This window comes from Brevibacillus sp. FIR094 (genome assembly GCF_050477165.1).
Taxonomy (GTDB): Bacteria; Bacillota; Bacilli; order Brevibacillales; family Brevibacillaceae; genus Brevibacillus.
The window spans coordinates 17,083-39,132 of sequence record NZ_JBEAES010000013.1; the positions used below are offsets into that span (position 1 = coordinate 17,083).

Below are 22,050 nucleotides of genomic sequence, written 5' to 3' on the forward strand. Positions count from 1 at the left end.
GCGACTGCTCTTTTCTGTTTGTGAACTCCACCCCAGGGAGATTTTCCGCTGCTGGAACGCCTGCTTCCACTAATTCGACGCGCTTTGGCAATTACGAGACCCAGATTTTGCTCCAGGCCTTCCCGCAATGGATGAACAAAAAGGGATTGACGTATAGTGATTTGGTGCCATATTATATGGTCAGAAACTAAAATGGAAGGCAGGTGAATCTTCGTCAATGTTTATTTTTAGTGATCTTGCTTCGGACATTCTTTTAAAAGAAATGCAGCATGAACTAACAGAAGATGATATTTCCGGGGCAGAAACATGGCTGTACCTCATAAAAACTTTTAACGACATGTACAATTCCATGGGGAAGTACCTTGCCAAATACAATTTTTCGCAGGCAAAGCTCAATTTGCTGATACTGTTGTACACCAATCAGCAGATTCGAGAAGAAGAACTGACGCCATCCGAATTGGCAGAGCGAGCGAACGTGACGAGAGGGACCATTACCGGTCTTTTGGATGGCCTGGAGCGAGAGGGCTATGTCCAGAGGCGCAATCATCCGCATGATCGCAGGAAAATCACGATCTATCTTACGGAGACTGGCAGGAACCTGTTGTTTTCCATTTTGCCAGAGCAGCTGGTACGGATAACTACAGTATTGGCAGAAACTACAGCAGAAGAGAGAAAAATATTGATTGGGCTGCTCGGAAAAATCCAGACAGGGATAACTCGGTTAGAGTAATCCTTTTTTTGTAGAAGTAGTTTGGTGGTCAACTTTATACCGCCAAATCATTTATTTGACGACAATAGACGAGCTTTCGTGTGGAGGGTTTGGAATGAAAAGAAATCTGGTTTTAGTTGGTGTTTTGGTCATTTGCCTGATCGGAGGCGGACTTTTGCTGAATACGAACGGCACAGATGCGGTTAGTGTGGCGGCCACGCAAAAAGAGAGTATTTTGACGGCAGAGCAGGTGAATGTTTCTTTTCAACAAGTAGGAGGCCGTGTCACACAAGTAGGAGGCCGTGTCACACAAGTAGAGGTGCTGGAAGAACAGCGAGTGAAAAAAGGAGACGTGCTCATGCACCTCGATTCAACCGATCTGGATTTGCAAATCGCCAAAGCCCAGAAGGATTTGGAGCAGATGGACGTCAAAATCAAGCAAATCCAGGATTCTGTGCGAAATGGCGGGCATAAAGTATCGACTCAGGAGCTTCAAGCAAAATTGGGGGTCGAGTCTGCAGTAACCAGCCAGCAGCAGATAAACAAAGGGGCGCGGGATGAGGATGTACACCGCCAAGAAATTGTTGTGACAGATGCGCGCAAATCATTAGAAAATGCACAGCTAACATTTGATCGGACGAAAAAGCTGTTTGACGAGGGAGCGGTGGCAAAGGCAAGTCTGGACAGTGCAGAGACAGCCCTATCCACATTTCAGAATGCATTAGCCCAGCAAGAAGAGGTGTTGAAAAAACTCAAGGCAGGGGCTACTGCCGAAGAAAGAAAGCAAGCCAGCATCGCTGCGGAAAAGGCGAAAACCGTGCTTTCGCAAGTGGAGCAGGCTCGCGATGATTTGACGAATAACGCGATGAATGCAGATATTTTGCAAAAGCAAAAAGAAGCGGCTGAAATTCAGTTGAAAACGCTGCAGACACAGCGGGAGCGATTGACATTGAAAGCACCGCAAGACGGCAAAGCAATCAAGGTAGTGCCGAAAGTCGGAGAGAACGTGGCAATAGGGGGTACGGTGGTTCTGCTGGAGACGGACAACCTTTTCTACGACATCTACGTTTCCGAGACACAAGTGCCGAGTTTCAAGGTCGGAGCGCAGGTGACAGGACATGTCCTAGCCCTAAACCACGATCTTACAGGAGATGTGCGATTCATTACGGCTGCACCGCAATTTGCCAATCTGCGAATGAGCAGGGAGAAAGGACAGGCGGACCTGAGCTCTTTCCAGGTGCGGGTCTACGTAAAAAGAGCGGACGATCTCCTGCCGGGCATGACAGTGGAGGTGAAAACGGATGAAATCGCTGCGCGATGAATTTTCGCATATATGGAAAGGAAAATTTATCACGCTTGCCCTCATTGTTCCGCTGATCGTCGCGGTCGTGTTCGGCTATATTTTCAGCAACAACCAGATTACGGAGGGAAAACTGGCTGTCATCGATCAGGACAACAGCTTGTACAGCAGGCAGCTGATCGATCGACTGGATGCTTCCCAGTACGTGAATGTAGCGGCAGTTTTTCTGCATGCAGTGAAGCCGGATGAGCTGCTCTACAATGAAGAATTTATGGGAGTTCTGTACATACCACAAGGTTTGGAGCAAAACCGCTACAAGGGTATTCAAAGCAATATCGGCCTGTTCGTTGACAACGCGAATGCCGCTGCGGTCGGCACGTTGCGGACGGGAGTTGCCGAGGTCATCTCGACAGAAAATATCGGTTCTTCAATGGGGCGTTTAAAAGCAATCGGAATGAACGATGACCAGATAAATGCAACCATCGCGGGCATTTCCCTCCAGCAGCGACTTCTGTTTAATCCTACGATGGATCCGATCAACTCCAATGTCATCGGGTATGTCATGCTGATTTGCCTCGGGATCTACACCTTTCAGTGCCTGCAAATTATTCCGCGGCTTCGTGTGGAGGGGAGACTGGGCAGAGAGCTGGAAAACCCACTCGCCTTGTTCAGCCGAGTGATCCCGTATGCCCTGGTCGGGACGATTGGCATCTTTTTCTCATTGGGCGTTCTGAAGGTGCTGGGCTCCTTTCGCTTTACCGGCAATCCATGGGAGTTTTTGCTGCCGCTATTCCTATACTCAGTCGTGGCGGGATTGCTGCCCATGCTGATCAGCTGGAATGTAGCCACTCCGGCGAAGGCAGCCTTCCGGGTAACTCTTTTTCTCTTGCCGTCGATGCTGCTCGGGGGAGTGCAGGCGCCTGTTGCCTTGTTGCCTGTCGCCTTGCAGATCGTGGGCAAAGCTATCCCATTTACCTGGCTGTTCGCTTTTATCCGCGGGATGGGCTTGCGTGGAGGAGAGCTGTCTTATTTTCAAAAAGAAATCGGTGCGCTGCTGCTGTATGCAGGGATTTTGGCCTTGCTGCTGATCCTTTGCATGCTGCGCGAAAAACGAAAGCTTGGGCATAAAGAGAAAAATACGAATGAACCAGTTCTGGTTAGAGGGCAGGGTATTAACTCAGTAGACTAGATCGATAGCTTAGCAATGTAGCGGCGAGTCTAAGACTTTATTTCAGGTCATAGGTCGCCGCTGTTATATTGTTCAACGAACAAATATCGGCTTTTTTCCATCCATTTCACCTTCAGGAGGACCAGCACTTTTGATGGATTCTGCGCAGGTGTCTTAAAGAGCATCCTCTGTTTTCTCCCTACTGCTGCAAAGCTTTGCTCTGCATCAAAAAATCAATAAACGTACGCATAATCCCGTGAACAGGTGTATCTTTGAGATAAATCAGCTCGAAGTTCCGGTTGATTTGCGGCAGATTCAGGACGTCTACTTCCTGCAGCTCGCCTTCGCTCAAATCTTTGGAGATGGCAAAGCGAGGCAAAAAGGCGATGCCCAGCCGTTGTTTGACCATCCGCTTCACGACCTCGATGTTGTCAGCCTCCATGACGACATTGTTTTGTAGCTGAAAATGGCTGAACGCATTGTTGATCAGCTTCCAGTCGAGCGAACCCCTATTGAACAAGATCAGTCGTTCACGTGCGACTTCTTCAATGGAAACCTGATGGCGGAATCCAAACGGATGATCGGGATAAATCGCTAAGACCATGTCATCAGGCATCAGCTGAATCCGGTTAATCTGTGGATGGGTAACGGCACGAGCGATTCCGAATGACACCTCGTGGTTCAGAACCATATCGAGCACCTGATGGGAATGCCCGGTGAGGATCGTCAGTTTGATTTTGGGGTACAATTGCTGGAATTGCTGGACGAGGTCAGGCAAAATGTAAAAGGCGGAGACAAAAACGGTGGAGATGGTCAATTCTCCCTCTACATCGCCTTGCGATCGCTGAATCGCTTGCTGACCCTCTTGTAGCATGTGCATGATGTTTTTCGCATAGGGAAGGAACAGATCGCCTTCTTTTGTAAGAGAAATCGTATGACCCGTACGTTGAAACAGCTTGCAGCCCATAGTCGTCTCGAGTGCTTTGATCCGCATGCTGACCGTGGGCTGTGACAGATAGAGCAAATCAGCGGTTTTGCTGAAGCTCCCGGTCAGGGCGACAAAGATGAATGCTTCAATTTGCTCCATATTCATGAGTAGTGGCTCCATTGTGTGAATTTTTAAACTTTCCAAAAAAAGGCAGTCGCTCCGCCTCGAATAAGCCTCGATAATGTTTTCTTAAGTAACTTATAGCAATAATTTATTGGATTCGCTCTCCAAAATACATTACCTTAACATTAACAGAATAGGGAGTGTTCTCAAAGGAAATTAGCACAAGGGATGGATACAAATGACCAAAATGCCGATTATCGATTTGCACTGTGATGCACTGCTGAAAATTTGGGAAAAAAATGGGGCTTTGTCCTTTGCGGATGCGGACGAGCTGGACGTCAACAGGAAACGGCTACACGATGGCGGGGTAAAGCTACAGTGCTATGCCATCTGGACATCACCTGAATTGTCCACGGAGCAACGTTTTCAAAAAGCTTTGGATCAAATTCATTACTTTTATACAGAGGTTCTCGGGAAACACCCAGAAATGAAACAAATCCGTGATTGGAGCGATCTCGATCATTTGCAAGAGGGAGAGATCGGGGCATTGCTGACATTGGAAGGTGTAGAGCCAATCGGCAACGATTTGAAGAAGCTGCACATTTTGTATCAGTTAGGGGTTCGCTCTGTGGGCCTCACCTGGAACTTCGCAAATCTCGCTGCGGATGGTGCGCTGGAACCGAGAAATGCCGGACTGACGACCTTTGGCAAGGAAATCATTCAGTTTCACAATGAGCATAAAATGTTGACGGACGTCTCGCATCTAGGGGAGGGCAGCTTCTGGGATACGATTGAGCTCGCTACATACCCGATTGCGAGTCATTCAAATGCACGAGCGATCTGTGACCATCCACGCAACCTGACGGATGAACAGGCAAAAGCGTTATTTGCCAAAGGTGCGAATGTACACGTCGTCTATTGCACCCAGTTTATCAATGAAACGACACCAACCACGATAGATGATCTGATCAAGCACATCGATCATTTTTGTTCGCTCGGTGGCGTGCGTCATATCGGGCTCGGCTCTGACTTCGACGGGATTACCGCAAAGGTCGTGAGCTTGGAGCATGCGGGGCAGAGCCAAAACCTGATCAACGAGCTGCTCAAGCATTATAAGGAAGAAGAAGTGCGCGGGTTTGCCTATGAGAACTTTTTGCGCAATCGTCCCGTGTAAGTGATCGGCACAGCCTTACGAAAGGAATGGAATGCATGACGAAAAAAATTCGGCAACTCGGTGCGACAATCGGGAGGCTGCCCGTCGGAGAGAAAAATGATATTACGGATGTAGCCGGAGTCCGAGTGGGACATGTAACGATTCAGCATGAGCTAGACAACGAGGATTATGCATGCACCGGTGTGACAGCGATTTTGCCACATGGTGGCAGCCTGTTTCGCGAAAGGTAACTGCAGCCAGCTATGTGATCAACGGCTTCGGCAAAACGACAGGACTCGTGCAAGTAAATGAGCTGGGTGTTTTGGAATCGCCGATCATGCTCACCAATACGTTTTCCGTACCAGCGGTTACACAAGGGACTCTGCAATACATGCTGGATACGAACGAAGAGATCGGGGACACGACCGGGACGATCAACATTGTCGTGGGCGAATGCAACGATAGTCATCTCAATTCCATTCGCCGCTGTGTCGTGCGCCCGGAAGATTCGAGAGAAGCGATTCAGAACGCAACGGACCAGGCCGTAGAAGAAGGAGCTGTCGGGGCAGGGACGGGGATGATTGCCTTTGGCTATAAAGGTGGGATCGGCTCGTCTTCTCGTATCGTTGTGGCTGAGGAGCAATTGTATACATTGGGGACACTCGTTCTCAGTAACTTCGGCAATAAAAATGACTTCCTGGGTGAAAAGGTGTTTGCAAGCGGCCTCCGAAAAGAAATGGCAGTGGACAAGTCCGAGGATGGCTCCATCATCATCGTCGTGGCAACAGATGCTCCATTGAGTGATCGCCAACTGCTTCGGGTAGCGAAGCGCGCAGGAATTGGCTTGGGACGAACGGGGAGCCATTTTGGGCACGGGAGCGGCGACATCGTTATCGCTTTTTCCACAGCGCAAAAAATCCCACATCAGACAACAGCCGTTACAGAAACTCGCGTGCAACTACGCGAGGATCACCCGATCATGAACGAACTGTTTGCTGCTGCAGCAGAAGCGACAGAGGAAGCCATCTATCATTCTCTTTCGCAAGCAGTCACGACAACGGGAAGAAAAGGACGCATCGTTCATGCGTATCCGAGTCAGGATATAGGAGAGTAGTAACATAACCCTACAACTGGTGACATACTTTGAGTGTAAAGAGGTGCATGGTGTGCAATAGGAGGTAGGGTTATGTACATTGAAGTCGAAAAGGGTGTCACGGTTTTCGTTGAAGACCTCAATCCTGGTCCGAATAGCAAAACGATTTTTTTTGTTCACGGCTGGCCGCTCAACCATAACATGTTTTCCTACCAATTCAACGTACTGCCCCAGCAGGGGTTCCGCTGTGTTGCCATGGACATCCGCGGCAACGGCCAATCGGACAAACCTTGGAACGGCTATACGTATGATCGCTTAGCAGATGACATCTATGTCGTATTGGAAGCATTAAAGATAAGAGATGCTGTCTTGTTAGGTTTTTCGGTGGGTGGAGCGATTTCAATTCGGTATATGTCTCGTTATGAAGGGCGTCATATTTCCAAATTAGCGTTAGTGGATGCGGTTTCTCCTTCCTTTGTCAAAATGCCGGGTTCTCCATACGGCGTCCCGAAGGAGCAAGCGGATGGGCTGATCAGTCAGATGTACGCCAATTTGCCTGAGTTACTTAACACGGTTTCTTTGCAGTTTTTCAATCGAAATTTAGGCACTGCAACGCTCCAGTGGTTTGTCAAAATGGGGTTGGACTCCGCTTCCTATGCGCTCATCAAAATCATGCAAGCAGCAGCGAGAGAGAATGTAATCAATGATTTGAGTCAAATCCGTGTGCCAACCGGAATCTTTCATGGGATTCACGATCAATTGATTCCATTCAAAAGCGCCGAACTCACCCAGCAGCAAATCAAAGGGTCAAAGCTGTTTCCGTTTGAAAACAGTGGGCACGGCATGCCGATTTGTCAGGCGGATGATTTTAATAAGAAGCTGGTGGAGTTTATTAACTCTTGAATGAGTGGGGTTAGATGGCCAATATTTCTGCTTTGGTGCAGGATATTGGCTATTTTTTATTGAATTTACCAACATATGGTTTTCAATAGACATGAAAAAACAAAGATTAAGGATGGGGAAATTGAAGAAGAAACTGTGGATTTCTGTACTACTTATAGCAATATTTATGGGAGGTTTTTATTTTCTTGTGAAAGGTAATCCGCCATTGGATATTGATACCCTTACTTCAAGCAATGATCATAAATCTGTTGTTGTGGGCATTGGTAATAAGGGCTTTGGTGAAATGAAAATATTAGGTGTTTCAGTCAATAACGATGAAAAGCCATCAAAAACAAAAGTACAAGTTAGTAATGCCATGCAAGGGTTCATCATAACGGATGATTATGATAATCAGGTCTCCAAACCGTATGGATTTCAGAATATAGAGGATATAGTGATGAAGGCTGGTACATCTCCTTCTGCTTATTTTAAAAAATTAGATGAGGGTACTGCTACGAAAAACGATGAAAGTTATGGACTTAGTGTTATTCATCATGAAGCGATAAACAGAGTGAAGATAAAGTACAGCTATCTTGGGATTACATTTGATGAAATGGTGTCCTTTGAAGCGAACGTAAATCGATGAGTCAAATGAAAGTTGTTCCTGTCGAAGTTCCCTGGATGATCAGCCCCTCACATGATTTCGTCGGTTTTACTGGTTATGAGGAGCGGGAAGTAAGCGTGGAAGTGATGTGTTGGCTTATTCTTTTGAATGGAAAGAGATAGAATGGGGGAAAGCAATCTAGGTGCGAAGTTTTATATGGAAATGTGACGAGTTACAAAAAAACGATATGATTTTATAGGCAAAAACTAAATTCGTGTCAAGAAATGAAAAGACTGATCGAACAGGGTAAAACCTGATTTGATCAGTTTTTTTCACTTGTGTGTCTTATTTTTAAAATTGTCACACTATTCGCTATTGACACAAAACAAACCACTGAATAATATTATGTTATAAAGACGAAGTTCAAAAAAACATAATATAAATGAGGTGATCACCTATGACTCAAGCGTTACTAAAAGAAAAGCTGCATGCTGGCTTTATGGTGGAACGCCTGGAAGATATGAACGACGAATACTTTCAAGCGTTAAAGCAAACGTTGACGATCGTCGGGGATACGGAGCTGTTGAGTGTTCCGCCACTCTTAACGGTGTACGATCAAGCGCCGACTCTCAATCACAAAATTACGGCATTGGCGATCATGCAGGATGAAATCGGTCACGCGCATATCGCGTACCGACTGCTGAAGGATCTCGGCGAGAACCCGGATGAACTGGTGTTTGAGCGTCCGGCCCATCGTTGGAAAAATCCGTATGCCTTTGACTTCGATCTGGCGAACTGGGTGGAGCTCGGGGTGTTCAATGCTCTGTTTGACCGTGCCGGTTATACGCTTCTGGGAGATGCCCATCAGCATACGTCGTATGGACCTTGGAAGCGTGCCCTTGTAAAAGTGGATAAAGAAGAACTGTTCCATTTGCGCAACGGGGAGATCATCATGAAGGCTGCGATGGAGCATCCCGAGACGAGAGCGGAAGTGCAGCGGGCGGTAGATTGGATGTTCCTGATGGCGCTGGAGTTCTTCGGTGTAGAGGATAATCGAAAGAGCCGCTCTGCACAGCTCGATTACAAGCTGAAAGGGAAGACGAACGACGAGCTGCGTCAAAAATGGCTGTCTACGGCTGTTCCGTTCTGCGAGTCAATCGGAGTCATGATTCCCGCTCACTACGATGAACAAACCGAAAGATATGTCATCGATGTCCCGTTCCCGTGCAAATTTGACTCGGAAAACAAAAAATGGCTATACGACCAGCCGGATACCTGGGACAACGTCATCGCACGGTTTAAAAAACGCGGGCCGTATAACGAGCAGTTTGTTGCTCGGATTCAGAAAGGAAAGCACGAATTGGAAGAACTTCGCAAAGAGGTGGTGTAAATGAGCAAACTGGAGCAACGCTACTGGGACGCCTTGAAGGAAGTCATGGACCCGGAGTTTCCCGTCAGTGTAGTCGATATGGGCCTCATCTATGACATCAAAGAGAACGAGGGAGTCATCGACTTGACTATGACCTATACGGCTGCCTCCTGTGCCTGCATGGAATGGATTGAGGGTGATATCAAAAAGCGCTTGCTGCAAGAGCCGGATGTTCGGGAAGCCAACATTCAGGTCGTGTGGGACCCGCCTTGGACGGTGGAGTGTTTGAGTCAGGAAGCCCGAGAGAAAATGAAATATTGGGGGGTAAGCTCCAGATGAGTGTGGACGCGCAATGTCGTTATGAGTATGAGGTGTTCACCCGAATCAAGCGCGGGGATCAACTCGTACAAATTGGGACAGTCGAAGCGGAAACGGATGAGCTCGCGCACGTATACGCTACATTTACCTACGATGAGGAAGAGTGGGTGGAGATGTGCGTCGTTCGCCGGGATCAGATCACGTGGGTCAGGAAGCCGGAAGGGCTATTCGCAAAGAAAGGCGCTGGTAAGCTATGACGAAGCAAACGGCGGGATTGCAGGCATTTATTGAGTTAATTGAAGGCGTAGCTGACAACAAATACGTGATGGGCGATCGCCTGGTGGAAGTCGGAATCGGCGGCCCCAATCTGGAGGCGATTCTCTCTTCTGTTGCTATGGCGCAAGGGGAGCTGGGTCACGCCAGATTGCTGTACAACTGGACGTTTGATCTTCGGGAAAAGAAAGGGAAGAAGCCTGAAATCGAAAAGCAGTCAGGCAAAGCGCTCGATGGTGTCGTGAAGGCAAAAGACTGGATTTCGTTGATCGCAGCTCTTTATACAGTCAATGTGGCGCTGGATGTGGTGCTGAAATCCGCACTGGAAGCACGCCACGCAGAAGTGGTCGCACGCATTCACAAGCTGATCAAAGAACAAAAGGAACATATTATGTACGCGAGCAACTGGGCGCATCAGCTATTGCATGACAAGGGAGCTGTCCCCCGCAGGTTCAGGGAATCTCTGGAGCAAATCATTCCGGAAGCAGAGACATGGCTCTTGACGATCGAAAACACGACTGAGCTAGGAGCAGAGGGATATCTCTTGCCAAATGTCAGCCTCGTCCAGTCATTTAAAGAGCAGATTGGAAAAGTAGCACCTCAAGGGGCAGTGGCTCATGGAAATTGAGAAAACTGTACAACCACATTGCTCGTTTTGTGACTCGACAGATGTGACGCTCATGTCTCCCTTCGGTACAGCCCAATTAGTTCGCCAGTATTACTGTAACGCCTGTAAGAGTGTGTTCGAATTTATCCGTTGGCAACCCGCAGATGATGCCGTAAAGGAAGGGTGAGCATTTGGTGGACGTGACCAAAGTCGGTGTAATCGGGTCGGGCACCATGGGGGCAGGCATTGCGCAGGTTGCAGCACAGAGTGGGTATACAGTCGTTATATACGATATCCGTGAGGAGGTGGTAGCAAGGGCGCTATCCGGTATTTTTTCACGGCTTGAGAGGCTCTATGAAAAAGGTAAGCTGACAAGAGAAGAATGTCAGGAGATACAAGCGCGTTTTCGGCAGACGACCACCTTGGCTGATATGCACGATTGCCAAGTCGTCATCGAAGCGGCACCAGAGCGATTGGCGATCAAAAAACAAATCTTTCAAGAGCTGGATGCGCATTGCGCGGAGGATGCGATTCTCGCAACCAATACGTCTTCCTTTTCTATTACGGAGATTGGGAGTATTACGAAACGGGCGGATCGCGTCGCAGGCATGCATTTCTTCAATCCGGTTCCGATCATGTCGTTAGTGGAGATCGTCCGGGGTGTACAGACGGATGAAAAGACGATCTCTACCCTCGTGCAGCTGGCATTAAATCTGAAAAAGCACCCGGTTCTCTGCGAAGATACACCCGGATTTATCGTCAATCGCGTAGCGCGTCCGTTTTACAACGAGGCGTTGAGGATCAAAGGAGATTCAATAGCTTCGGTAGAGCAGGTAGACCGCATTATGAAAAAAGCGGGTCGGTTCAAGATGGGGCCGTTTGAGCTGCAAGATTTGATCGGCATCGATATCAACTTTTCGACGACTGAATCTGTTCATCAAGGATTTTTCGGGGAGGACCGCTTTCGCCCGCACTTTTTTCAGCAGCGAATGATGCAAGCAGGAAAGCTCGGAAGAAAGGCGGGGGGAGGGTACTACGATTATGAAAAGTAGTTGGAAAATTGCGATTGTAGGGTCGAATGCATTAGCGGCTTCTCTTCGTGATTTGGCTTCTGTTGTCAGTGACATAGAGCTTGTGCCCCTACACGAAGGGGTGGATATAGATGCCGTGATCGAGACGACGAATCTCGACCTCGCTCGGAAAAAGCAAAACCTTCAGCAAATCGAAGAGCATGTCTCAGGTGATACGCTTATCCTCTCCTCGTGCTTAGGATTAACTGCGACAGAGACTGCTTCGTGGTTGTCGCATCCTGCGCACTTGGTAGGTTTTGCGACCTTTGTCCAGCAGGAGGAAGTGGAGCTGGTAGAGATTGCTCCGGCGTTGCAGACGGATTCGGCCTTTCTGGAGCGAACATGCCAGTTATTCGATGCGATGGGCAGAGAAATAGAGGTTATTGATGATCAAGTTGGGCTCGTTTTTCCGCGCATTTTATCCATGATCATCAATGAGGCGGTGTTTGCATGGATGGAGCGGGTAGCTACCGTTGAGGATATCGATACGGCTATGCAAAAAGGAACCAATTACCCGATGGGGCCATTGGCTTGGGCGGATGAAGTAGGGATCGATGATGTGTATGCGGTATTGGCTGGTCTGTACCGGGAGCTTGGAGAAGAGCGATATCGCCCTGCTGCCTTGCTGAAGAAGATGATTTACGCAGGCTGGTTGGGCAAGAAGTGTGGCCGAGGATTTTATCGGTATACCCATCAAGGAGGGAAGGAGACAGTAGCGTGAGGGAAGCTGTCATTGTCGATGCCGTTCGAACTCCGATAGGAAAATACAATGGAGCACTACGAGATGTGCGTGCAGATGATTTGGCGGCGCATGTCATCCGTGAATTGATCGCGAGAAATCATTTCGATCCCCGATTCATCGAAGACGTGTATGTCGGGTGCACGAATCAAGGTGGAGAAGACAATCGAAATGTAGCGCGAATGGCTTTGTTGCTGGCTGGGCTGCCAGAGACTGTAGCGGGTGTTACCGTCAATCGTTTATGTGCTTCGGGACTGGAGGCGGTCAATCAAGCGGCGGCTGCGATCCAAGCCGATTTGGGTGACGTCTTTATCGCAGGCGGAGTGGAAAGTATGACGAGAGCTCCCTACGTGATGATGAAGCCTCAGCTTGGTGGCATGCGGGATAATCAGACGCTGCATGACACGACCATTGGCTGGCGTCTGGTAAACCCTGCTTTGGCTGCGCAGTACCCACCCATCAGCTTGGGTGAAACAGCTGAAAACGTAGCTGCTCGCTATGATGTATCCCGCACGGCACAGGATGAGTTTGCTCTTGAGAGTCAGTGCAAGGCAGGGCAGGCGATCACAAGTGGGTGTTTTCAAGAGGAGATCGTTCCTTTGAAGATTGCCGTGCATAAAGGAGATCCCATTCTTTTTGACACGGATGAGTTCCCGAGAGCGGATATAACCTTGGAAAAGCTAGCGCAATTGAAGCCTGCCTTCAAAGCTGGTGGGACGGTCACCGCTGGAAATTCCTCTGGCATCAATGATGGCGCAAGTGCCCTCTTGATCATGGAGAAGCAGACGGCGGTAAGATTGGGACGTAAACCCCTCTCCAAAATCGTCGCTTCTGCCGTGGTTGGAGTTGATCCGTCCTATATGGGGATGGGTCCTGTTCCCGCTACTCAAAAGGCTCTGCGGCGGGCTGGATTGTCCGTATATGATCTGGACGTTATCGAAATGAACGAAGCCTTTGCCTCGCAATCGATCGCGTGTGCGAGAGAGCTAAGGTTTGATATGGACAAGGTCAATGTAAACGGCGGCGCGATTGCGTTGGGTCATCCGCTAGGCTGTAGCGGTGCCCGAATCATGACGACCTTAGTACATGAAATGCAAAAAAGAGATGGTCGATATGGACTGGCAACGATGTGTGTCGGTGTAGGGCAAGGCATAGCGACAGTCATTGAGAAATGCTAGGGAGGTAGTGGTATGGTGAAAAACAAATACCAATTGCTGATCAATGGAGAATACGTAGACAGTAGCAATGGCGAGTTTTTTGAAACGCATAACCCGGCTACGGGTGAAGTGCTCGCAACCGTAGCGAAGGCAACCAAGGAAGATGTGGACAAAGCAGTAGCAGCGGCTCGTGCGGCTTTTGAAGGAGGGAAATGGCCCAAGCTGACAGGGGCGAGACGCGCCCGCTTGCTGAACAAGATCGCGAGCATCATGACAGAGCGCTTCGATGAATTGGTCCACACAGAGGTTTTGAATAGCGGGAAGACCGTGGATGCAGCCAAAGGACAGATCACGCAAGCGATTGAGGACTTTGAATTTTATGCGGCTGCATCTCTGACGCTTGGCGGTGAAACGAAGCCGGTGCCAAACGGTTTCTTCAACTACACGGCGAAGGAGCCAGTTGGAGTCTGCGGTCAGATCATTCCGTGGAACTATCCGTTGATGATGGCGGCATGGAAAATTGCGCCTGCTTTGGCTGCGGGTTGTACCGTCGTTTTAAAGCCTGCCAGTCCGACTCCGATCACTGCATTTATGTTGGCGGACATTTGCCATGAAGCGGGAGTACCAGCAGGCGTCATCAATGTCATTACGGGTAGTGGAGCAGAAATCGGTCCTTACATGACGGAACACCCGGGCATCGACAAAATCGCCTTTACAGGTGAGACAGAAACGGGCAAAGACATTATGGCTCGTGCTTCCGGAACCTTAAAGCGAATCACGCTGGAGTTGGGTGGCAAGTCACCGAACATCGTATTTGATGATTGTGATTTGGATGGCGCGGTAGACGGTTCCTTGTACGGTATCTTCTACAACACAGGCCAGTCTTGTGAAGCGCGTTCTCGATTGTTTGTCCACGAAAAGATTTATGATGCCTTCATGGAAAAGTTCCTGGAAAAAGCAAGTCGAATCCGTACTGGCGATCCGTTTGAAAAAGGAGTCCATATGGGCGCGGTCATTTCGCCGGGCCATGAAAAAGTCATCGACAGCTATGTAAAACTGGCTGTTGCCGAAGGTGCCGTCGTTCTCTATGGAGGAAAACGTCCAGATGGACCGGAGTTTGAAAAGGGCAACTGGTATCTGCCTACGATCATTGGGAACGTGACGAATGACATGCGGGTAGCGCAGGAAGAAATTTTTGGTCCCGTCGTCGTTGTCATGAAGTTCAGTGATGAGAATGAAGTGATTCGCCGAGCGAATGACACCATCTTTGGCCTTGGTTCTGCCATTTGGACGAAAGACCATGGTCGAGCCCACCGCGTGGCAGCGGCGATTCGCGCAGGGATTGTCATGGTGAACTCCCCGATATCTGCTTTCCCAGGAACGCCGTTTGGCGGCTACAAGCAATCCGGTTTTGGCCGAGAATTGGCCCTGGAAACATTGAGTCTCTACACGGAGACAAAAAGCGTCGTGTCCTATGTCGGAAGCCGTCCCCTCAATCTGTTCGGTCTATAGCACTCCTTAGGTGAAATTGACAAAATATTTTATAAAATACATTGCAAACAATTGGTGCTTTTTGTGTATTGTGAATTATTTGCGATAGCCAAAAAAACATAACATAAATTAGGGAGGAAAACGACATGACAGTATCTACTATAAAGAAAGAAAATCTCACATTGGTAAAAGAAAATGGAATTGCCGAAATTCATTTGCACGTAAATAAAACCAACTCCTACAACCTCGAATTCTATCAAGAACTGAATGCAGCGATTGATGACATTCGTTTTGATCCAGAGATAAAAGTAGTTGTGCTGATGAGCGATGTGCCAAAGTTCTTCTCGGCTGGAGCAGATATCAACTTCCTGAAAGCGGCTGAGCCTCGTTTCAAAACACAATTCTGCCTGTTCTGCAACGAAACATTGGACAAAATGGCTCGGTCCCCGCAAATTTACATCGCTTGCCTGGAAGGACATACGGTTGGAGGCGGATTGGAAATGGCGCTGGGTTGCGACCTGCGTTTCATGGGAGATCAAGCGGGCAAGATCGGTCTTCCCGAAATCACACTGGGTGTATTAGCAGGTACAGGCGGTACGCAGCGTTTGGCTCGCTTGGTCGGACACTCTCGTGCACTGGATATGAACATCACAGGAGATACGCTGTCTCCGCAGGAAGCGCTGGAGATCGGCTTAGTGAACAAAGTATTCACACAAGAAGAGACACGCGCGAAAACGCTGGAATACGCGAAAAAGATTGCGGCTAGCGCAACCTATGCAGCATCCAATATTAAGCTGTCGATCATGAACGGAAAAGAAATGCCGCTGAATGTGGCGATCCGCTATGAAGGCGAGCTGCAAAACCTATTGTTCCGTTCGGAAGATGCAAAAGAAGGCCTGACTGCTTTCTTGGAAAAACGTCCTGCGAACTGGCAAGGTTAATAAGTTTTCATCGAGCAATATCGGTTATGGAGCATAGCCGGTATTGCTTTTTTGGCAGAGAGAATGTGGCTGTAGTGGGCAAAGAAAGCGATCCTGATTAACCTTCTATAATGGTTTGAAAGAAGGAAGTAGCCAACAGCACTTCCCCCCGACCACAACGGTTGGAGGACCGCCGCTTGAAACTTATCCAGCATTCGCATATTGTAATAATCAGTGATTCTTCTCTAAAAATTTCGATTATCGAAGGTGAAATCATGAAACCTAGATCACTGATGATCACCCTCTACGGGGATTTTATTCAATATTATGGTGGGGAAGTTTGGATGGGCAGCCTCATTCGCTTGATGTCTGAATTCGGAATTTCCGAATCTTCAATCAGAGGTGCTACGCTGCGGATGGTTCAGCAGGATTTGGTACAGTCGAGAAAAGTGGGCAACAAGAGCTACTATTCGCTAACGGATAAAGGAAAGAGAAGAGTCGGAGACGGGGTGCGCAGGGTGTACTCGATCCGAAACGATAAATGGGATGGAAACTGGCGAATCATGACCTATTCCGTTCCAGAAGAAAAGCGGGAATTGCGCAATCAGATTCGGAAAGAATTGGGCTGGACTGGCTTCGGTCTCTTGTCCAATAGCACGTGGGTAAGTCCCAATCCATTAGAAGAACAAATTATGGAATTGATCAAGACGTACCAGCTAGAAGACTACACGATGCTGTTTTCTGCAGGTTCTATTGTGTCGCATACGAATCAGGACATTGTCGATAAGGGCTGGGATTTACAAGAGATCGCCAGCGAATACGATCAATTTATTGAGCAATATAAGCGCAAATACGAGGATTTGAAGGAACGGGCGTGGAACGGCTCTTTGACCGATGTGGAATGCTTTGTGGAGAGAACGAGCTTGGTACATGAATACAGGAAGTTCTTGTTCAAAGACCCGGGTTTTCCGCTTGAGCTGTTGCCGTCTGATTGGAACGGAATCAAAGCGAGAGAGCTGTTTTGGAATATCCACCAGTTGATATCCGTGCACGCTGTACGCTACTTTGAATCCTTGTTCGAACTGCCGCCAGACCGTGATTTCCATCCGAATCGAGACAAAGCGATCAACCCGTTTGCGGATTTCAATTAAAGGGGGTCAAACGTCTTGGGTATTCAGCGAATCAACGATCATGTCTATCGAATCCCCATTCCTGTCCCTTTTCCGATGAAGTATGTCTACTGTTATTTGATTCAAGGAAAAGAGGGCTGGGATCTCGTCGATACAGGGCTGAACTACGCAGCTGCTCGCGAGGTGTGGCAGGATGCCTTCGCACAGTTACAGTTGGAACCTCAACGCATTCGCGCCATCTATCTTACGCATTTTCATCCGGATCATTTCGGGTTGGCTGGCTGGATGCAGCAATGGACGGGGGCGCCCGTTTATTTGAGCACAGAAGATTTGCAGATGGTAAATCGGGTGTGGGGAGCAGAAAGTGTGCAGGCCAAACGTATCCGGGAATTATACCTGCAAAATGGAGTGCCAGAAGAGCTGGGGCAACAAATCATGGAACAAATGGAGCGTTTGAATAAACATGTCCATCCATTGCCTGAGATCAAGCCTTTTGAGCAGCAAGAGGTCGTTTTAGGAGACGAGACCTGGCAGGTGATCCACACACCAGGTCATAGTGATGGACACCTCTGTTTTTACCATGCGAGAGATCGTCTGTTGATTGCCGCCGATCACATCCTCGCGAAAATTACGCCGAATATCAGTCTGTGGCCGGGATGTCGTTCCAATCCGCTTCAGGATTATTTGCGGTCTCTGCAAAAGATGATGGGTCTGGATGTGGAGCGTGTCCTGCCGGGTCATGGGGACATCGTAACGAATCTTCCCCAACGCATTCAGGAGATTGTCATACATCATGAAGAGCGACTGGAGAGCATGTATGAGCTGGCGAAGGACGGACGTACAGCCTATCAGATTGCCGATGCGACTTTTAGCCATAAGGAGCTGACGCCGCACCAATGGCGGTTTGCGATGGCCGAAACGCTGGCGCATTTGGAGTATCTTGTAGCTGCTGGGCGACTCTTGAAGACAGATGACCCAAAGATTGTTTACCATGCAAGTGTTTATTCCGATAAGTAAGGAATGGCGAAATATTTATGGAAAAAGTAGTATTCATGCTCTGTTGGGAGTGATGAATGCTATTTTTTTGTGCAAAAATCAAGCAGATAATAAATGGAAATTACGACTTGACAAGAAAATTCAAACTATTTAGTATTATGTAATATAAACGATATTCAAAAAAACATAATATAAAAAGCCATCTACACGATGGAGTAAGGGGGTGAAATGCCAAGATGTCTCGGACTGGGGTAATCGTAGCGTACAAAGATAATTGTGCCGTTGTGAACCTGAACAATCCTAGTCGAGCGAATGCACTTAGCCGATTTTTGGTGGAAGAACTGGCCGACCACATCGAACGCTTATCCCGAAATGATACGCTGCGTGCCGTTGTATTTACGGGAGGAGAGAGCAAGGCGTTTTGCGCGGGGGCAGATTTAAAAGAACGACGAATGATGGATGAAGAACAGATCGTCTCATACGTAGCACTGCTTCGGGATACCTTTACGAAAATTGCCGAGCTTCCCATGCCTACCATCGCTGCCATCAAAGGGTTGGCACTCGGTGGAGGCTGTGAGCTGGCACTTTCTTGTGACATACGAGTCATGGAAGAGGATGCATTCATGGGGTTAACGGAGGTGTCGTGGGGAATTATTCCTGGTGCAGGCGGGACACAGCGTCTTTCGCAGCTCGTAGGTGCAGGCAAGGCGAAAGAGCTGATTTTTTCTGCAAGAAGTCTGCGTGCGCATGAGGCTGAAAAGATCGGGTTGGTCGAACAAGTATGCAGCGTAGGTGAATCGGAGCAGAAGGCGCTTGAATTGGCTCGTGAGATTTCCAAAAATGCACCGATATCCGTCCGGTTAGCGAAAGCAGCCATACATAGCTACAATGCTGCGCAGCTAGAAAATGGGTTGAATGCAGAGTGGAGCTATTATAAGCAGACGATTCCGACCCGAGATCGATTAGAAGGCCTGGCTGCTTTTATTGAAAAACGCTCGCCCGTATACAAAGGGGAGTAAAAACAAGGAGGAATGAATGATGACAGTATCTACTGTGAAAAAAGAAAACCTCACGCTGGTCAAAGAAAATGGCATCGCTGAAATTCACTTGCATGTGAACAAAACCAACTCGTATAACCTGGAGTTCTACCAAGAGCTGAACGCAGCAATTGATGATATTCGTTTTGACTCCGAGATCAAGGTCGTCGTGCTCATGAGCGATGTCCCTAAATTTTTCTCGGCAGGAGCAGATATTAATTTCCTGAAAGCGGCCGAACCTCGTTTCAAAACACAGTTTTGCCTGTTCTGCAACGAAACCTTGGACAAAATGGCTCGCTCTCCCCAAATTTATATCGCCTGTCTGGAAGGACACACGGTTGGTGGCGGATTAGAGATGGCATTAGGTTGTGACCTTCGCTTCATGGGGGATCAAGCAGGCAAGATCGGTCTTCCTGAAATCACGCTTGGGGTATTAGCGGGAACAGGTGGCACACAGCGCTTGGCACGCTTGGTCGGACACTCCCGCGCACTGGATATGAACATCACGGGTGACACACTTTCTCCGCAGGAAGCATTGGAGATCGGCTTGGTGAACAAAGTATTCGCGCAAGAGGAGACGCGTGCGCAAACGTTGGAATACGCCAGAAAGATTGCTGATAGCGCGACCTATGCAGCATCCAATATAAAGCTATCGATCATGAACGGTAAAGAGATGCCCTTAAATGTAGCGATCCGCTATGAAGGAGAGCTTCAAAACCTGTTGTTCCGTTCGGAGGATGCCAAAGAAGGGCTAACGGCTTTCCTGGAAAAACGTCCAGCGAACTGGAAGGGTCTATAATAGAAAAGCTTGCTTCCTTTTCACCGTAACTGTCATTACTTTGCGCAAAGGGATGATCATGGATGGATGTAAGGGGCATGGGCGTTCCGTACAATGCTGCCCGAGCGTTTATTGATGAAAGAATAAACGAGGGTCTGGCTCAAAAAGTCGCGATTTACTATCAGGGGGAACAAGTTACTTACAGAGAGCTTCAGGATCGCGTCAATCAATTTGGGAATGCCTTGAAGCATATAGGGGTTGGCATCGAAAGCAGAATTTTGATCATGTGCTTGGATTCGCCAGCGTTTATCGTTTCATTTTTTGGTTCGGTAAAAATCGGTGCTGTTCCGATTCCGGTGAATACGATGATGCAGCCTAGTGATTACGAATATTATCTGAATAATAGTCGGGCAAAAGTCTTGATTGCTCATCAGGAGCTGTGGGACAAAATCAAGCATTTACGCCACCGTTTTCTGTACGTGAAGCATGTCATTGTCATATCCGAAGACGAGCGGCCGAGTGAGAACGTCATTTCTTACAATCAGTTGTTGGAAGCGGCCAGCCGTGAATTAGAGCCTGTTCATACCACGTACGATGATTCAGCATTTTGGTTGTTCAGTTCAGGGAGTACGGGAAATCCCAAGGGCGTCATTCATTTACAGCATGACATGGAATTTGCCTTAACGCATTACGCGAAAAACGTATTGAAGATGAATGAGCATGATCTTACATTCTCTGCCTCTAAGCTTTTCTTTGCCTACGGACTGGGGAATGCGATGTATTTTCCGTTAGGTTTGGGAGCCTCGACGATTCTGATGCCAGAACGTGCTCGGCCAGAAAATGTGTTTGAGATGATCGAAACTTACAGACCAACCGTATTTTTTGGTGTGCCGACTTTATATGGGGCCATGATTGATTATGTCCAGCAAACGGGGCGTACCTTCGATCTGTCGTCTATCCGGATTTGTGTCTCAGCAGGAGAAGCCTTGCCGAGTCCGTATATTTTAAAATGGAAGGACATGTATCAGCTCGACATCCTCGATGGCATCGGATCAACAGAAGCCTTGCACATTTTCTTATCCAACAGAATTGGCGATGTACGAGAAGGCAGCTCGGGAAAAATAGTGCCCGGTTACGAGACCAAAATCGTCGATGAGCTTGGCCAACCGCTTCCTGCCAATGAAATCGGGGATTTGATGATCAAGGGTGACAGCATTGCTCAAGGCTACTGGAATCTGCACGAAGAATGCAAACAAAAATTCCGCGGCGAATGGCTGGCGACCGGAGATAAGTACTACATGGATCATGAGGGGTACTATTGGTACTGCGGGCGCTCGGACGACATGCTAAAGGTCGGGGGGATATGGGTCTCACCGACAGAGATCGAAAACTGCCTGTTAGAGCATGAAGCAGTGTTGGAGGTAGCGGTCATCGGAGAGTCGAATGAGCACGATCTCGTACAACCAAAGGCGTATGTGGTGCTAAAAAAGGGGCTCATGCCAACAGGTGAAATGGAAGCAGAATTGAAGGACTTCGTCAAAAAGCAGTTAGCCCCGTACAAATATCCGCGCAGTGTTGAATTTATCGAGGAACTGCCAAAGACCCCGACAGGGAAGATTCAACGATTTAAATTGCGAGTGGGTTAAGAGGGGGAGGGATCGATAATTGAGACGAAATGAATTTCAACTGCGTGTGAACTGGGGCGATACGGATAAGGCTGGCATCGTCTACTACCCGAATTACTTCAAATGGTTTGATATTGCAGGACACCAATTTTTCCGAAGTGCAGGGTTGTCACCGGTTGAGCTTGTTGTTAATAGACAGATTATTCTGCCTTTAATTGACGTGCGCTGCACATTTGAGCAACCGCTGTATTACGACGATATCATTACGATCAAAACCGTCGTAGGAGAAATCAACAATAAGACGATCAAGCTGCATCACGACGTGTATCGCGGGGATACGAGAACGGGGACTGGCTATGAGCTGCGTGGTTGGGTGAAGGAAACCGAAGGGAAAATCAAGGCGGTTCCAATCCCAGATGAAGTGAAGGACATCCTGCGAGAAGACCGTCCTGCCGAGAATAATCAAATCAACCCTTGGTTGAGTGCCTAAGGTTGAGTGAAAAAGGAAGAGTAGAGATTAGCTACCTTCCTTTTCTTTCGTAGCAATCATTATGTAAATGTGACGATAGTCAATAAAAGG

General features: G+C 48.2%; 23 protein-coding genes and 1 pseudogene. 23 read left to right on the forward strand and 1 reads right to left on the reverse strand.

Annotation, left to right across the window (positions count from 1 at the left end; all coding sequences use genetic code 11):
• The first annotated feature begins 217 nt into the window (after positions 1-217).
• The 3 genes from ACQ5DJ_RS13430 (at position 218) to ACQ5DJ_RS13440 (ending at position 3,198) form a co-directional block, all read left to right on the forward strand.
• Positions 218-730, forward strand: coding sequence for a MarR family winged helix-turn-helix transcriptional regulator (locus tag ACQ5DJ_RS13430; protein ID WP_429842910.1), 513 nt, complete (start codon positions 218-220; stop codon positions 728-730).
• Between the two features lie 94 nt (positions 731-824).
• Positions 825-2,030, forward strand: a complete 1,206-nt coding sequence (locus ACQ5DJ_RS13435) for an HlyD family secretion protein (RefSeq protein ID WP_429842911.1) — start codon at positions 825-827, stop codon at positions 2,028-2,030.
• Complete coding sequence (locus tag ACQ5DJ_RS13440; protein ID WP_429842912.1) at positions 2,011-3,198, forward strand: ABC transporter permease; 1,188 nt, start codon at positions 2,011-2,013, stop codon at positions 3,196-3,198. Before ACQ5DJ_RS13435 ends, ACQ5DJ_RS13440 begins: the two co-directional genes overlap by 20 nt.
• Before the next feature lie 178 nt (positions 3,199-3,376).
• On the opposite strand, the gene ACQ5DJ_RS13445 is transcribed toward ACQ5DJ_RS13440, so the two are convergent.
• A complete protein-coding gene (locus ACQ5DJ_RS13445) occupies positions 3,377-4,270 on the reverse strand; it encodes a LysR family transcriptional regulator (RefSeq protein WP_007716122.1) in 894 nt (297 codons plus the stop codon).
• 196 nt (positions 4,271-4,466) lie between these two features.
• Here ACQ5DJ_RS13445 and ACQ5DJ_RS13450 point away from each other — a divergent pair, with 196 nt between their 5' ends.
• The 20 genes and pseudogenes from ACQ5DJ_RS13450 to ACQ5DJ_RS13545 all read left to right on the forward strand — a co-directional run bounded on the left by ACQ5DJ_RS13450 (position 4,467) and on the right by ACQ5DJ_RS13545 (position 21,960).
• On the forward strand, positions 4,467-5,402 hold the full coding sequence (locus tag ACQ5DJ_RS13450) for a dipeptidase (RefSeq protein WP_144617017.1): 936 nt from the start codon (positions 4,467-4,469) through the stop codon (positions 5,400-5,402).
• 35 nt (positions 5,403-5,437) lie between these two features.
• Positions 5,438-6,495, forward strand: a pseudogene (locus ACQ5DJ_RS13455) (P1 family peptidase).
• 72 nt (positions 6,496-6,567) lie between these two features.
• Positions 6,568-7,377 (forward strand): alpha/beta fold hydrolase, encoded by an 810-nt coding sequence (locus ACQ5DJ_RS13460; protein WP_429842913.1) that lies wholly within the window; start codon positions 6,568-6,570, stop codon positions 7,375-7,377.
• Positions 7,378-7,489: 112 nt separating this feature from the next.
• On the forward strand, positions 7,490-8,002 hold the full coding sequence (locus ACQ5DJ_RS13465) for a hypothetical protein (RefSeq protein ID WP_429843026.1): 513 nt from the start codon (positions 7,490-7,492) through the stop codon (positions 8,000-8,002).
• Positions 8,003-8,417: 415 nt separating this feature from the next.
• Positions 8,418-9,350 carry a Phenylacetic acid catabolic protein gene (locus tag ACQ5DJ_RS13470; protein ID WP_429842914.1) on the forward strand — a complete coding sequence of 311 codons (933 nt, stop codon included), beginning with the start codon at positions 8,418-8,420 and terminating at the stop codon, positions 9,348-9,350.
• On the forward strand, positions 9,351-9,668 hold the full coding sequence (locus ACQ5DJ_RS13475; protein WP_429842915.1) for a metal-sulfur cluster assembly factor: 318 nt from the start codon (positions 9,351-9,353) through the stop codon (positions 9,666-9,668).
• A complete protein-coding gene (locus ACQ5DJ_RS13480) occupies positions 9,665-9,904 on the forward strand; it encodes a hypothetical protein (RefSeq protein ID WP_429842916.1) in 240 nt (79 codons plus the stop codon). The genes ACQ5DJ_RS13475 and ACQ5DJ_RS13480 overlap by 4 nt, the downstream gene beginning before the upstream one ends.
• Positions 9,901-10,548 carry a Phenylacetic acid catabolic protein gene (locus tag ACQ5DJ_RS13485; protein ID WP_429842917.1) on the forward strand — a complete coding sequence of 216 codons (648 nt, stop codon included), beginning with the start codon at positions 9,901-9,903 and terminating at the stop codon, positions 10,546-10,548. The genes ACQ5DJ_RS13480 and ACQ5DJ_RS13485 overlap by 4 nt, the downstream gene beginning before the upstream one ends.
• On the forward strand, positions 10,538-10,714 hold the full coding sequence (locus tag ACQ5DJ_RS13490; RefSeq protein ID WP_429842918.1) for a hypothetical protein: 177 nt from the start codon (positions 10,538-10,540) through the stop codon (positions 10,712-10,714). The genes ACQ5DJ_RS13485 and ACQ5DJ_RS13490 overlap by 11 nt, the downstream gene beginning before the upstream one ends.
• Positions 10,715-10,721: 7 nt before the next feature.
• Positions 10,722-11,579: a 3-hydroxyacyl-CoA dehydrogenase NAD-binding domain-containing protein gene (locus tag ACQ5DJ_RS13495; protein WP_429842919.1), complete on the forward strand. Its 858-nt coding sequence runs from the start codon at positions 10,722-10,724 to the stop codon at positions 11,577-11,579.
• Positions 11,569-12,318 (forward strand): 3-hydroxyacyl-CoA dehydrogenase family protein, encoded by a 750-nt coding sequence (locus ACQ5DJ_RS13500; RefSeq protein WP_429842920.1) that lies wholly within the window; start codon positions 11,569-11,571, stop codon positions 12,316-12,318. The genes ACQ5DJ_RS13495 and ACQ5DJ_RS13500 overlap by 11 nt, the downstream gene beginning before the upstream one ends.
• Positions 12,315-13,514 carry a thiolase family protein gene (locus tag ACQ5DJ_RS13505; RefSeq protein ID WP_429842921.1) on the forward strand — a complete coding sequence of 400 codons (1,200 nt, stop codon included), beginning with the start codon at positions 12,315-12,317 and terminating at the stop codon, positions 13,512-13,514. The genes ACQ5DJ_RS13500 and ACQ5DJ_RS13505 overlap by 4 nt, the downstream gene beginning before the upstream one ends.
• 12 nt (positions 13,515-13,526) lie before the next feature.
• Complete coding sequence (locus tag ACQ5DJ_RS13510) at positions 13,527-15,005, forward strand: aldehyde dehydrogenase family protein (protein ID WP_429842922.1); 1,479 nt, start codon at positions 13,527-13,529, stop codon at positions 15,003-15,005.
• 125 nt (positions 15,006-15,130) lie between these two features.
• Positions 15,131-15,925: an enoyl-CoA hydratase/isomerase family protein gene (locus ACQ5DJ_RS13515; RefSeq protein WP_429842923.1), complete on the forward strand. Its 795-nt coding sequence runs from the start codon at positions 15,131-15,133 to the stop codon at positions 15,923-15,925.
• A 254-nt stretch (positions 15,926-16,179) separates the two neighbouring features.
• Positions 16,180-17,055: a PaaX family transcriptional regulator gene (locus ACQ5DJ_RS13520; protein ID WP_429842924.1), complete on the forward strand. Its 876-nt coding sequence runs from the start codon at positions 16,180-16,182 to the stop codon at positions 17,053-17,055.
• A gap of 15 nt (positions 17,056-17,070) precedes the next feature.
• Positions 17,071-18,051 (forward strand): MBL fold metallo-hydrolase, encoded by a 981-nt coding sequence (locus ACQ5DJ_RS13525; protein WP_429842925.1) that lies wholly within the window; start codon positions 17,071-17,073, stop codon positions 18,049-18,051.
• Positions 18,052-18,266: 215 nt separating this feature from the next.
• Positions 18,267-19,049: an enoyl-CoA hydratase-related protein gene (locus ACQ5DJ_RS13530; RefSeq protein ID WP_429842926.1), complete on the forward strand. Its 783-nt coding sequence runs from the start codon at positions 18,267-18,269 to the stop codon at positions 19,047-19,049.
• A 16-nt stretch (positions 19,050-19,065) separates the two neighbouring features.
• Positions 19,066-19,866 carry an enoyl-CoA hydratase/isomerase family protein gene (locus ACQ5DJ_RS13535; protein ID WP_429842927.1) on the forward strand — a complete coding sequence of 267 codons (801 nt, stop codon included), beginning with the start codon at positions 19,066-19,068 and terminating at the stop codon, positions 19,864-19,866.
• 62 nt (positions 19,867-19,928) lie between these two features.
• Positions 19,929-21,491: a benzoate-CoA ligase family protein gene (locus tag ACQ5DJ_RS13540; protein ID WP_429842928.1), complete on the forward strand. Its 1,563-nt coding sequence runs from the start codon at positions 19,929-19,931 to the stop codon at positions 21,489-21,491.
• A 19-nt stretch (positions 21,492-21,510) separates the two neighbouring features.
• Positions 21,511-21,960: an acyl-CoA thioesterase gene (locus ACQ5DJ_RS13545; RefSeq protein ID WP_429842929.1), complete on the forward strand. Its 450-nt coding sequence runs from the start codon at positions 21,511-21,513 to the stop codon at positions 21,958-21,960.
• Positions 21,961-22,050 lie beyond the last annotated feature (90 nt).

Bases quoted from the DNA above. Each gene is read 5' to 3' on its own strand.
- ACQ5DJ_RS13520 (WP_429842924.1), top strand. From the start codon at position 16,180: ATGAAACCTAGATCACTGATGATCACCCTCTACGGGGATTTTATTCAA.
- ACQ5DJ_RS13460 (WP_429842913.1), top strand. From the start codon at position 6,568: ATGTACATTGAAGTCGAAAAGGGTGTCACGGTTTTCGTTGAAGACCTC.
- ACQ5DJ_RS13440 (WP_429842912.1), top strand. From the start codon at position 2,011: ATGAAATCGCTGCGCGATGAATTTTCGCATATATGGAAAGGAAAATTT.
- ACQ5DJ_RS13535 (WP_429842927.1), top strand. From the start codon at position 19,066: ATGATGACAGTATCTACTGTGAAAAAAGAAAACCTCACGCTGGTCAAA.
- ACQ5DJ_RS13435 (WP_429842911.1), top strand. From the start codon at position 825: ATGAAAAGAAATCTGGTTTTAGTTGGTGTTTTGGTCATTTGCCTGATC.
- ACQ5DJ_RS13445 (WP_007716122.1), bottom strand. From the start codon at position 4,270: ATGAATATGGAGCAAATTGAAGCATTCATCTTTGTCGCCCTGACCGGG.
- ACQ5DJ_RS13465 (WP_429843026.1), top strand. From the start codon at position 7,490: ATGGGGAAATTGAAGAAGAAACTGTGGATTTCTGTACTACTTATAGCA.
- ACQ5DJ_RS13540 (WP_429842928.1), top strand. From the start codon at position 19,929: ATGGATGTAAGGGGCATGGGCGTTCCGTACAATGCTGCCCGAGCGTTT.
- ACQ5DJ_RS13470 (WP_429842914.1), top strand. From the start codon at position 8,418: ATGACTCAAGCGTTACTAAAAGAAAAGCTGCATGCTGGCTTTATGGTG.
- ACQ5DJ_RS13480 (WP_429842916.1), top strand. From the start codon at position 9,665: ATGAGTGTGGACGCGCAATGTCGTTATGAGTATGAGGTGTTCACCCGA.
- ACQ5DJ_RS13510 (WP_429842922.1), top strand. From the start codon at position 13,527: ATGGTGAAAAACAAATACCAATTGCTGATCAATGGAGAATACGTAGAC.
- ACQ5DJ_RS13500 (WP_429842920.1), top strand. From the start codon at position 11,569: ATGAAAAGTAGTTGGAAAATTGCGATTGTAGGGTCGAATGCATTAGCG.
- ACQ5DJ_RS13485 (WP_429842917.1), top strand. From the start codon at position 9,901: ATGACGAAGCAAACGGCGGGATTGCAGGCATTTATTGAGTTAATTGAA.
- ACQ5DJ_RS13515 (WP_429842923.1), top strand. From the start codon at position 15,131: ATGACAGTATCTACTATAAAGAAAGAAAATCTCACATTGGTAAAAGAA.
- ACQ5DJ_RS13475 (WP_429842915.1), top strand. From the start codon at position 9,351: ATGAGCAAACTGGAGCAACGCTACTGGGACGCCTTGAAGGAAGTCATG.
- ACQ5DJ_RS13530 (WP_429842926.1), top strand. From the start codon at position 18,267: ATGTCTCGGACTGGGGTAATCGTAGCGTACAAAGATAATTGTGCCGTT.
- ACQ5DJ_RS13430 (WP_429842910.1), top strand. From the start codon at position 218: ATGTTTATTTTTAGTGATCTTGCTTCGGACATTCTTTTAAAAGAAATG.
- ACQ5DJ_RS13450 (WP_144617017.1), top strand. From the start codon at position 4,467: ATGACCAAAATGCCGATTATCGATTTGCACTGTGATGCACTGCTGAAA.
- ACQ5DJ_RS13490 (WP_429842918.1), top strand. From the start codon at position 10,538: ATGGAAATTGAGAAAACTGTACAACCACATTGCTCGTTTTGTGACTCG.